The sequence below is a fragment of the Deltaproteobacteria bacterium GWA2_45_12 genome (assembly GCA_001797365.1).
In the GTDB taxonomy this organism is placed as follows: domain Bacteria; phylum UBA10199; class UBA10199; order UBA10199; family UBA10199; genus UBA10199.
Genome location: MGPH01000013.1, coordinates 20,408 through 30,838, shown reverse-complemented (window position 1 = coordinate 30,838; position 10,431 = coordinate 20,408). Strand labels below are relative to the sequence as shown.

At 44.7% G+C, this 10,431-nt stretch carries 13 protein-coding genes and 1 pseudogene (1 of these 14 running past the window's edge); all 14 read left to right on the top strand.

Translation table 11 applies throughout. The features are described from left to right. Positions 1-207 (top strand): annotated as a pseudogene (locus A2048_01745) (hypothetical protein) (it extends 207 nt beyond the left edge of the window). A gap of 279 nt (positions 208-486) precedes the next feature. After that, on the top strand, positions 487-924 hold the full coding sequence (locus tag A2048_01740) for a hypothetical protein (GenBank protein ID OGP10230.1): 438 nt from the start codon (positions 487-489) through the stop codon (positions 922-924). Further along, a complete protein-coding gene (locus A2048_01735) occupies positions 921-1,823 on the top strand; it encodes a hypothetical protein (protein ID OGP10229.1) in 903 nt (300 codons plus the stop codon). The genes A2048_01740 and A2048_01735 overlap by 4 nt, the downstream gene beginning before the upstream one ends. An 86-nt stretch (positions 1,824-1,909) precedes the next feature. Continuing rightward, positions 1,910-2,365 carry a hypothetical protein gene (locus tag A2048_01730; GenBank protein ID OGP10228.1) on the top strand — a complete coding sequence of 152 codons (456 nt, stop codon included), beginning with the start codon at positions 1,910-1,912 and terminating at the stop codon, positions 2,363-2,365. Positions 2,366-2,763: 398 nt separating this feature from the next. Next, entirely contained in the window at positions 2,764-3,555 is a 792-nt protein-coding gene (locus A2048_01725) for a hypothetical protein (protein ID OGP10227.1), read from the top strand. Next, positions 3,555-4,007, top strand: coding sequence for a hypothetical protein (locus A2048_01720; protein ID OGP10226.1), 453 nt, complete (start codon positions 3,555-3,557; stop codon positions 4,005-4,007). Before A2048_01725 ends, A2048_01720 begins: the two co-directional genes overlap by 1 nt. 86 nt (positions 4,008-4,093) lie before the next feature. After that, positions 4,094-5,035, top strand: a complete 942-nt coding sequence (locus tag A2048_01715) for a hypothetical protein (protein ID OGP10225.1) — start codon at positions 4,094-4,096, stop codon at positions 5,033-5,035. A 3-nt stretch (positions 5,036-5,038) separates the two neighbouring features. Further along, on the top strand, positions 5,039-5,824 hold the full coding sequence (locus A2048_01710; protein OGP10224.1) for a hypothetical protein: 786 nt from the start codon (positions 5,039-5,041) through the stop codon (positions 5,822-5,824). Continuing rightward, entirely contained in the window at positions 5,824-7,155 is a 1,332-nt protein-coding gene (locus tag A2048_01705) for a hypothetical protein (GenBank protein OGP10223.1), read from the top strand. Before A2048_01710 ends, A2048_01705 begins: the two co-directional genes overlap by 1 nt. Positions 7,156-7,167: 12 nt before the next feature. Beyond that, positions 7,168-7,668, top strand: coding sequence for a hypothetical protein (locus tag A2048_01700; GenBank protein OGP10222.1), 501 nt, complete (start codon positions 7,168-7,170; stop codon positions 7,666-7,668). A gap of 1 nt (position 7,669) precedes the next feature. After that, positions 7,670-8,632 (top strand): hypothetical protein, encoded by a 963-nt coding sequence (locus A2048_01695; protein ID OGP10221.1) that lies wholly within the window; start codon positions 7,670-7,672, stop codon positions 8,630-8,632. Positions 8,633-8,646: 14 nt separating this feature from the next. Continuing rightward, entirely contained in the window at positions 8,647-9,549 is a 903-nt protein-coding gene (locus tag A2048_01690) for a hypothetical protein (GenBank protein ID OGP10220.1), read from the top strand. Between the two features lie 31 nt (positions 9,550-9,580). Beyond that, positions 9,581-10,015, top strand: coding sequence for a hypothetical protein (locus A2048_01685; protein OGP10219.1), 435 nt, complete (start codon positions 9,581-9,583; stop codon positions 10,013-10,015). Between the two features lie 85 nt (positions 10,016-10,100). Further along, positions 10,101-10,388: a hypothetical protein gene (locus tag A2048_01680; GenBank protein OGP10218.1), complete on the top strand. Its 288-nt coding sequence runs from the start codon at positions 10,101-10,103 to the stop codon at positions 10,386-10,388. The last annotated feature ends 43 nt before the right edge of the window (positions 10,389-10,431 follow it).

Genomic DNA, 10,431 nt, shown 5'->3' with positions numbered 1-10,431 from the left:
GCGGGTCTTGGGCCGAACATTCCCGGTGGTGGTGGAAATGATCCCTTCGGTAAGGCCGAAGCCGATTTGAATGCTAGCCAATTTACCATGGCCAGGGCCATGGGGATTCAGATCCAGTCAGGTACTCAGAACATCATGTTTGGTACTATATCCCAGGTTGAAAAAGCCAAACACGATACTGAAAGCCAGATTACACGTAATATTTAAACTTGAAAGTATCTGACTACTCACTAAAGCCCCCGCACAAAGCGGGGGCTTTTTTTCTCTCGTTCTTCTTTAGGAATTCCTCTATATTAATAACAGTTTGAGTTTTCAGAGTAACCCTTCGACAAGCTCAGGGTGTCCATTTTAGTAAGGGCAATTCATGAATGGCCCTTACTTGGACATGGTGAGCTTGTCGAACCATAAATTGGCAAGTGTGAAATTATTTAAGTTTTAGTTTGTCAAAAAATGGCGGTTTTATTTTAAAGTCTTGAAGGAGGAATTATGATTGATGTCCCACGCGATGATCTGGTTTTGATGATGGAAGCGGGTTATATCTATTTAGCCGGTGGCAAATTGAATGAAGCCAAACAGGTTTTTGAAGGGGTCAGTGTCTTAAAACCCAAGCACGAAATCCCCATGGTTGCCATTGCCAATGTGTTGTTTGCACAAAAGAAATTTCCGCAGGCGATTAAACTCTTGAAAGAGGCCCTTAAAATAAATCCCAAAAGCGTTTTTGCCCTTTCCCATCTGGGAGAATCCCTTCTTTTTAGCAATAAAAAAGAAGAAGCGCTTAAAATTCTTAACCAGGCTGTTGCCCTTGATGGGCAAAGCAGTGCGGGTCAGTTTGCGCGTTCGCTCATTCAGTTGATCGAGCAGGGGTACGATCCGGAAAAATTCCGCAAAGAAATGAAAGCGGCCCAAAAAGAAGCAAAGGAATGATTATGAAAAAAGTTTTGCCCATTTTTCTCTTTCTTATTTTCATTGCCTGCCAGGATACCGTCTTGCTGCAAGACTTGGAGCAAAGAGACGCCAACGAAGCCATGGTGCTGCTTTCCAAAAACAATATCAAAGCCAGGAAAGCCTCCGTCGAAAAACAACAAAAAACGTCATGGGTCATTAAAGTGGCTCTTGGGGATGCAGTGAGGGCTCGAGAGATTTTGGTGGCGTATCATTTGCCCCGGGAGAAAGAAATGGGGCTTTCAGGAATTTGCAAGGATGCCGGGCTCATTCCCACACCCAAGACAGAAAAATGCCGGGAGATGCTGGCGATTAAAGGTGAGATCATCAACACGCTTGAGTCTTTGCCGGGAGTTGTGGATGTTGAAGTAGTCATTAATGTTCCCGATGTTGAGGCTTTTCCTAATGAGAATGCCCCTGTTTTGGGGCCGAGGGCTTCGATTGTTGTTCAGATTGAAGATGAGGGGGTCAAGGAAGTAATCACCGAAGAAAAGATTCAGCAATTTGTAGCCAATGCGGTAACCGGTCTTGATTTGCGGGATGTGGCCGTGATTATCAGCCGGGCCTCATCGGGTGAAAGTACAGGTGTTGTCGTGTCTTCCCCTTCTTCTGGGGGAACAGGGACTCCCGAAGTTGCGTGCCCAGAAGTCTCTGAAGCTGAAGAACCCATGGTGTTGGTGGCAGGATTAAAAATGACTTTGCCTTCTGCCAAAAAATTCAAAATTTTGGGATCGGTTCTCTTGTTCTTGTTTGTTATTTTGGCAGCCGTTCTTATTTTTACTCTTTTTCAGTTGGCTCGTTATCGTGAACGGGTTCAGGGAGGCGTGCCTGCGGTTGTGAATGAAAATCAGGAGGAAACCGATACAGAGAAAAACGAATAAGCTATTGAAATAATTCAATTTTTTTTAAGCACTTTTTTCGCAACTTTGAATGGGATTTCATCCGATAACAATATCAGAAGGTTTTTATGGTTGATATTCCTCAAATTCCGCGTTCCCCTCAAGATTCAAAACTGCGTTTGGATTATTCGCGGGTGGACCAATATTTATATCCCGATCCTCCCAAACTGAGTTTCTGGCAGCATCTGGGACGGGGGCTTCTTAAGGGTTTGTCCTTTTTAGGTCCCATAGCGGGTTCAGTGCTTCCCTTCTTTGGCCCAGCGGGTGTGGTTTCAGGCCTGGCTTCTTATGGCGTGGGGAAGGGGGCCTCGGATATGCTGGCTTACTCCAATTATAAATTTCAGCAAAAGGTGGCTGCTAGCCAGCAACCCGTGCAATATACCTTGGGAGGGCTTTTTAATACCAACCCGAGTGAAGGTGAAATGGCCACCGATTTTATCGCTCCGCAATCGATGGTTCCCCAAATTCAAGATGTGGTTGTCCAACGCCAAGATTCCCAATTGGAAAATGCTCAACGGTTTTAGCTCTTTTTTTTCTGTTCACTAAATCCTTGAACCTTTTCACTTAATGCCCTGCGACATAGGAATATCCTTGCTTTGCGCCTAGGGCAGCACTATAAGCCGCTCTGTACGGGGGGATGATTCTTGTTTTTTTGTATTGTCTTGACATTCTATTTGTTCCTCATCTTTCTTTTCCCCCGTTTTAAAAAGAGTTCGATTTTCGGTCGGTGGACCACAAAAGGTCTGGGGTATTGAGTCCCGTATGGGAGAAAATAACGACCTGTCTTTCGAAGGGGAATATTTTAACCATATGATTTTATTCAATTTTGTTGAAAATAAGAGCGCGGAGTTATGATGAATTAACATGGCATAGTATGTGCACTAATGAGGGCTGTTGGGGATTAACAAAGGGGTCTTTAAACATGCAATTGGCTTCAGACAAAACAGTTCTTAAAAAAGAGCCCAAAGTGGTTAAACTTGTGGGTAAGAAAGATGCTTATAACGAACTCATTGAACAGTATCTTCCTTTTGCATCCTCCATTGCCAGCAAAGTGGCCCGCCTGATTTCATGCAGCTCTGATTGCTATGAAGATATTTTGTGTAATGCCCGTTTGGGTTTGCTTGAAGCCGCCCAGCGGTTTGATCTTAAATTCAAGGTCGATTTCAAGACTTTTGCTTATTACCGCATCAAGGGAGCCATCTATGATGGTTTAAGAAAAACCGGCTGGATTCCCCGTTCTTTATACACCAAACTTAAACTTGAAGAAGCCTCTCATAACCCCTTGCAAAAATTAACAGAACGTATTGCGGCAAGTGCCAAAAATGTTAAAGACGATGTTGAAGCTGTTTATGATTCCATTCATTCACTAGCTTCCATGTACATTACTTCCCTGGATGCCATGGAAGATTTTGAGGTTGAAGACCAGTCAGCCAAACGCGATATTGAACACAAGGCCGAATTCCAAAAAATAAAAGAAAAAATGCGCGATGCCATTGAAGCTTTACCCGAAAAGGAAAGAAAGCTCGTCAAAATGTATTATTTTCAGAACCGGACCTTGCAGGAAATTGGTGTGCGATTGGGGCTTTCAAAATCATGGACCTCCCGTTTGCATGCCAGGGCTCTCGATTTGCTATTCAAGAAATTAAACAGCATGGACAATAAAATGTCCGCGGGTGAGTTTGAAGAAAGTTTTGGAAAGGAAGTGGTCGCTTAATGGATCCCATTTTATCAAAACTAAATAGTGCCGCCTTAACCAAGGTCAAAACAGAATCACCCAAGGTCTCTTTAGACCAAACGGGTTCTTCTTTTCAGCAAGTTTATAACAATAAAATGCAGGAAGCTTTTTTTGACAAGATGGAAGCCAGCCTTGGGTTTGACAAGCCTTCAAACATGCAGGCTTTGTCTGCCGAAAATATCCATGTAGAAACAGCAAACCAGGAATTGGCTCAAAACTCCCTTGATAAGCCCGGTAATATTGTGTCGTTGATGAATGACCGATGGAACAAACTTGATACGCGCTTGGAGAATATTGACAAATTAACTCCTCAGCAACTGTTGGGTATACAGATGGAAACGTATCGCGATATGGCCCTGATCGATGTTTCAGCGAAAGTTGTTGAAAAGAGTGTTCAAGGCATTCAAACCCTGGAACAAATGCAGGCCTAAAGATAGTTGCTGGTCGCTATAGCAACTACCCAAGCAACTAATCAGAAGACTTGGCCTGGCCGGATATGGTATAAGAGTTCCACGTCATGTTTCTTTCTCACCTCGATCCTTCAAGTCGCGCTTTTGTGATGATGCTTTTGTTGGATGCCCCCGATTTGGCATCCAGCCTGGTTTCTTTTTTGCCTCCTGAGGATCAGCCCGTTGTTTTAGATGCGGTCAAAACCTGGCAGTCTTCCGACAAAAAACTTAAAAAACAATTCATTCATGACGAGCTTTCCCGCCAGCAAATGCAGTCTCATTGGGGGGTACTTTCACAAGTCCATCCGGATTGGATTGTGGATGCGCTTAGCCAGGAAAGCCCCCGCATGATCGCCACCGTCCTTCGCTATCTTCCGGCAGAAACAGTGCGTGTTGTTTTGGACAAACTTTCGGCTGAAACATTAAAAAACATGCCCACGCTGGCACAAACATTTTCTTTGGATGTGCATTTGATCAATGCGTTGAAAGAAATTTTAGAAAACCGGTTTGCCCAGCTAAAACAAAATAACGATATGGGCCTTAGCTTTGCGACGATTCCCATGTTTTCAGCCAAAAAACTGGGAAGTATTTTCCGCGAACTGGGTTTTCGTGAGCTGGCCATGGCCTTAAAAGGTTTTGATGAAGAATCAAAAAGCCTGATCCTCAAGCGGCTTTCCCCACGCGATGGGGCGCTTTTAAAACTTCATTTTGAACAAATTACCGATGTGCCTGAAGAAAGATTAAAACAGGCCCAAAACCATGTGCTCTCCCTTGATCTTAAAAAAGGAGCCCTGCCCCTGCTTGTTTTGGAAGCCGGTTTTTTTGTTTATTCCAAGGCTCTTTTGCAGGAACATATCCCCTCCATGCAGGTTTTACAGCTTAAGTTTTCAATGGAAGAATCGCGGCTTCTTAAAAAATATGTTGAAATGAATGTTCCGGTGAATATTTCTTCTGTGGCTGGAAAATATCAAAAGGAAGTGATGCAGATTGTTCAAAAATTAGCGGGTTAATTTATGAGTGAAAAAATCATCAAAGGTGGTGAGATCAAAGAAAAGCTGGGTCTTGAAGACCAGATCAATCTTGAAGACAAGAGGGATGTGTCCCTTGTGAGGGGCAGTGAAAAGATGGTGAAGAAGGATGTCTTGTCAGCCAGGGGAGAGGCTCAAAAAATTATTGAGGAAGCAAGATCCGAGGCCAAGCAGATTAAAATGGATGCTTTTGAGTTGATGAACCGGGTTCGTGCCTCGATGGATGAAATACGCCAAAAAGGTTTTGATGAGGGGCGGGAGGAAGGCTTGGCCAGTGTGACCCAAACTTTAGTGGCCGCCAAAAAAGAAAAAGAGGACATGTTTGCCGATCTGGAACGGCAAATATTAAATCTTGTTTATGATATTTCTGAAAAAATTATCGGGCGTGACCTTGTTGAAAGAGAAAGCTCCATCGTTGATTTAATCCGCCAGGCCTTGCATGCTTCCAGCGGGAGTCAGGTGATTGTTTTGGTCAATTCGCAGGATTTTGAGAATGTAAAAAAACATTATTCGTCCCTTCTTGCCGCTTTGGATGCTTCCAAAAGTCTGCAAATAAGACCGGATGACAAGGTCGCCCCCAAGGGATGTCTTATTGAAACGGAAATAGGAACCATTGACGCCCAGCTAGTAACCCAGCTTCAGGCGATCAAGAGGGCTTTGGGATTGGATGAAGGGAGAGAGCGTGTTTTGGAAGAAGATAAGAAACACTTAGGTGTAGATGAGGATGATTTTGGGGATGAATTTGTGGAAGATCAAGAAGGAGAAGAATAATGGCAAATTCGGCTCGTATTATTGATCTTGAAAAATACCGCAAAGCCATTGCCTCGATTTCCACTTATAAAGTGAAGGGGCGTGTGACTGAATTGACGGGGCTTGTGGTCAAGGCCGTGGTTCCCAATGTGCGTGTGGGAGAGCTGTGTTATATCGAGTCCCATTATCGCAAATTACCCATCAAAGCCGAGGTGGTGGGGTTTAAAGATAACTATGTTCTCCTGATGCCGCTGGGAGAGCTTGAAGGCATCGGCCCCGGTAACGATGTCGTGCCCACGGGACATTGCCTTATGGTGCCTGTGGGAGAAGAGCTTTTGGGCCGTGTTTTGGATGGCTTGGGAGATCCCATCGATGTCGACAAAAATGGTCCACTCCATGCCAAAAAGTTTTATCCTGTTCATGCCTCCCCCCCCGACCCACTCACGCGCAGACGAATTACCCAGCCCATTGCCGTGGGGGTTAAGGCCATTGATGCCATTTTAACGACGGGGGAAGGACAGCGTATCGGGCTTTTTGCGGCTGCCGGTGTGGGTAAATCGGTTCTCATGGGCATGATCGCCCGTAACACAGAAGCCGATATCAACGTGATTGCCCTTGTGGGGGAACGAGGTCGTGAGTTACGCGATTTTTTGGAACAAGATTTGGGGGAAGAAGGTTTGCGTCGTTCGGTTATTGTTTGTTCTACTTCGGACCAACCCTCCCTTGTCCGTTCAAAGGCGGCCTATGCAGCTACGGCTATTGCTGAATATTTCAGGGATCAGGGGAAAAAGGTTCTTTTGTTCATGGATTCAGTAACGCGTTTTGCCCGGGCTCTTCGTGAAATTGGCTTGGCTGTGGGAGAGCCCCCGGCACGTCAGGGGTTTACCCCTTCGGTTTTTTCGACTTTGCCCAAACTTTTGGAGCGGTCCGGAAATTCTGACAAGGGGTCCATCACGGCCGTCTATACCGTTCTTGTTGAAGGGGATGACATGACCGAACCGGTGGCCGATGAAGTGCGTTCCATTCTGGATGGTCACGTTATTCTTTCGCGCGACCTGGCCAACCGTGGGCAGTTCCCGGCCATTAATGTCTCAGAATCAGTCAGCCGTGTCATGACCAATATTATTGACCCCGAACATGCCGAAGCGGCACGCAAACTAAAAGAGGTTGTGGCCAATTATGAAAAGGAGCGCGATCTCATTTTGATTGGGGCTTATGAATCCGGATCCAATCCGGGGGTGGATTATGCTATCGAAAAAATTGAGGATGTGAACCAGTTTTTAAAACAGGGCATCACCGAAAAATTCACTTTTGACGAGGCTCGTGAAGGTTTGCTGGCCTTGTTTGAATAAAGAAAGCGAAGTATGCCCAAGAAGGAACAGTACAGGTTAGAGCCATTAGTCAAGTTAAAGCAGAGACAGAAACGTGAATCTGAAATCAAGCTGGCCCGCGCGATTCGCGAGTTGGAAAAGGAAAAGGAGATTTTGAAAAAGATTGAGAATCTGAAAAAGGAAATTGGTGCCAAGCGCGAAAAAACAAGAAATGATCTGCGCAAGAAAGTGGCCAGTGGCCAGGCGCGCATCAAGGAAAGTGAATATTACATCGGATTCATGCAAAAATTAATGGATGATGAAGAAAAAGTGGATGAAGAAATCAAACTGCAAAAAGAGGTGATCGAAAAAGCGGAAGAAAAATTGAAAAGAGCCAAGCGTGACTATATTGACGCGGCACAGGAACTCAATATCATGGAAAAGCATAAGCAACTTTGGACAAAGAAAATGCGGCTTAAACTGACAGCGTTGGAAGATAAAAAAATGAACGAGTTGGCTTTGGTGGCTTATCAAATGAGCCGCATGAAGGGTTAATATGGCCATTGATCGCATACAACAAAAACGTGACGATATCCGCAAGGCCAATGAACATCGGGCCACCGCCAAGGCATCTGAATTGCGTCAGCAATTGGGGCGCGATTTTGCCAGTAAATACCAGGCTCAGATAAACCAGCTTAAAGATGAAACCAAGACTCAACAGAAGAAAAGCTTTGATCAGAAAAAAGAGGGTTCCAAAGAACAAAGAGAACAAAGCGTTATCGAAAACGCCTTGGAGGCTTTTGGAAGTGAAAAACGTGAAAAGGAATCTTTTCAGGCAAAACGATGGGTTCAAAGTGGGGATCTCAAAAAAACCGACAAGGAAGAAAATGTCAAAAAGAAAGAGGAAGAGAAAAAACCAGATTCCAAAGAAGGGAATGATTCTCAAAAAACCAGACTCTCTGGTGAGGGGCATAAAAGAGTTGAATCCAATAAATCATCGGATGAACGCGAAGGAAGGGGAAGTGGTGGCGGTGGTTCGCAAGGTGGAAATCAGAATTCGTCAGGTGGCGAACAGGATTCTTCAGGAGGCGGGGGATCTTCTTTTTCTTCTTCGTCCCAGGGGGGTGGTTCTTTTTCGCAGCCCAAAGGGAAGGGGCTTCTTAAAAAAAGTGGTGTGTCCGGGCGCGAAATTGTTGCCTTAAAACCCTCGGAGCAAAGTGGAAGTGGAGGAGGAGCCTCGCACCGTCAATTTTTTTCAAAAGAAAATTTTCAGGTCTTGGTTAAGGCTGTGCGCTTGTGCATCGGCCATAATGGCAACACAGAATTGGATATTGAAATGAATGACGAGTTTTTTAACGGATTAAGAATCAAGGCAAACAAGGGGCCCTCAGGTATTGTTATTACCTTTTGTTGTCCGAACAAACAGGTTTACAATCTTTTTTTGAAGGAAAAATTTAATTTATACACCCATTTGCGACAAGAAAAAAATATTCCTGTGCTTCGGGTGGATATTGAATAGAGGGTTTTTTTAAAATGGCCCCCATTATCAAACCATTCCCATTTGAAAATCTGAAAAACTATCCGGCCTCACAAGTTGAAATGCAACACCTGCTTTTGAGTGTCCTACCCCAAAAAAGTAATATTTCAACTTTATTGCAAGGCTTTGGGCAAATGATGCACCATTTCTTGGGTGCGGATGTAGAGGTGATTTATGAGTCATTATATATAACTCGTTTTGGTTCCTATGTTGAAAACTTGGGAGAATCTTTTGTTGTGGCCTCGCTTGCCTTGACTCCCCATCCCAAAAACTTTATCATCGAGTTCGATTCAAGATTGTCGCGGTTTCTTGTTGAAAAAATGTTGGGGGGAGGTGGGGAAGTTTTTGAGCCTGTTCATTTTACTTCGTTGGATCAGGGAGTTTTGAAATATTTTCTGATTCGTTGCCTTCAACAGGGAGAAGATTTTTTCCAAACAGTTCAGGTCAAGCCGCATTTGAAAAATCTCTACACCCAGAAAGATCGTCTGGGGAAGATGGCCGCGGCAGAAGAAAAACTTTATTTGGTGACGTTTCGCACCAAGATAAACAAGCACCATGGCTTTATAAGGATTGGCATCCCGGAAACTTTAGCTGAGTTGATTGCTGCCACTACCGGCCGCTTGCAAAGGGTGAACGATGAGGCTTTTTTTGACAAGGTTGGGTTGTGGAAAACAGTGGTGTGGGCTGAAGTGGGGCGAGTCGGTTTGAACATAGACCAGCTGGCCAGCCTGGAAAAAGGGGATGTTCTTTTTTTAGATGAACTTTACCCCGATTTTGAAGATGGAAACTTGAAGGGCGAATGTCTGCTTCATTTGGGGGATGAGGTTGAAAAAGGTGTTTCTGTTCACCTTGAATCAAAAGAGAAAAAAGTTTTTTTGAGTTTAGGTAAGGTCCCCTGATTTTTCAGAAGTATCGTAAAGGAGTTTGTTCATGACCGATAAAGACAATCCGCTAGATGATGATTTATTGCGAGAGTTGGGTTTGGAGCCACGTGCGCCAGAAGTAAAGCCCAAGCCTGCCCAACCGCCACCTTCCCCTCCACCCAGACCGGCTGCAAAAACTCCTGTTTCTCCGCCTCATGCCGCCGCTCCCAAAAATCCTCCGGCTCCCCCTGTGAGCCCGCCCTCGGTTTCAACAGGATTGAAGAACTTGGCTCAGGACATGCCTGTTCAGGTTTTGGCGGTGCTCGGCAAGAGAACTTTGTCGATTAAAGATATTGTTTCGATGAAGGAAGGGGAAGTTCTTGAATTAAAAAAAGACCCTTCCGAAAGTATTGATTTGGTAGCCAACGGAAAACTTGTGGCCAAAGGTGATTTGGTGTTGGTGGATGGAAAAGTGGGAATTCAGATCAAACAAATAGTGTAGGAGTGTAAGGGCACTCCTGTAAGGGTACTCTGTAAGGGCAATTCATGAATTGCCCTTACAGAGGGAAATAGGGGAAAGAGAATACATGCCGTTAGAAACAACTCCTAATTTTGCATTTCTCTTTTTAAAGACAATCTTGGCTATGGTTCTTGTCCTGGGAGTGGCCATTGTTTTTATCCGATACATTATGCCCCGATTGTATGGGCCACGCGTGGGGGGCAAGCAGTCGCTTATTCATGTGGTCAGCCGTCTTTCCATTGAGCCCCGCAAGGCCCTTTGGATTATTCGTGTCGGAGATAAAATTTCTCTTGTTGGTTCAGCCGAACAGGGGATCACCAAAATCATGGATTTGGAAGAAAGGGATCTTTCATGATGTTTTTATTAGCTCAAGGATTGGTTGCCGCCCCGTTACCCGG

Bases quoted from the DNA above. Each gene is read 5' to 3' on its own strand.
- A2048_01740 (OGP10230.1), top strand. From the start codon at position 487: ATGATTGATGTCCCACGCGATGATCTGGTTTTGATGATGGAAGCGGGT.
- A2048_01735 (OGP10229.1), top strand. From the start codon at position 921: ATGATTATGAAAAAAGTTTTGCCCATTTTTCTCTTTCTTATTTTCATT.
- A2048_01730 (OGP10228.1), top strand. From the start codon at position 1,910: ATGGTTGATATTCCTCAAATTCCGCGTTCCCCTCAAGATTCAAAACTG.
- A2048_01725 (OGP10227.1), top strand. From the start codon at position 2,764: ATGCAATTGGCTTCAGACAAAACAGTTCTTAAAAAAGAGCCCAAAGTG.
- A2048_01720 (OGP10226.1), top strand. From the start codon at position 3,555: ATGGATCCCATTTTATCAAAACTAAATAGTGCCGCCTTAACCAAGGTC.
- A2048_01715 (OGP10225.1), top strand. From the start codon at position 4,094: ATGTTTCTTTCTCACCTCGATCCTTCAAGTCGCGCTTTTGTGATGATG.
- A2048_01710 (OGP10224.1), top strand. From the start codon at position 5,039: ATGAGTGAAAAAATCATCAAAGGTGGTGAGATCAAAGAAAAGCTGGGT.
- A2048_01705 (OGP10223.1), top strand. From the start codon at position 5,824: ATGGCAAATTCGGCTCGTATTATTGATCTTGAAAAATACCGCAAAGCC.
- A2048_01700 (OGP10222.1), top strand. From the start codon at position 7,168: ATGCCCAAGAAGGAACAGTACAGGTTAGAGCCATTAGTCAAGTTAAAG.
- A2048_01695 (OGP10221.1), top strand. From the start codon at position 7,670: ATGGCCATTGATCGCATACAACAAAAACGTGACGATATCCGCAAGGCC.
- A2048_01690 (OGP10220.1), top strand. From the start codon at position 8,647: ATGGCCCCCATTATCAAACCATTCCCATTTGAAAATCTGAAAAACTAT.
- A2048_01685 (OGP10219.1), top strand. From the start codon at position 9,581: ATGACCGATAAAGACAATCCGCTAGATGATGATTTATTGCGAGAGTTG.
- A2048_01680 (OGP10218.1), top strand. From the start codon at position 10,101: ATGCCGTTAGAAACAACTCCTAATTTTGCATTTCTCTTTTTAAAGACA.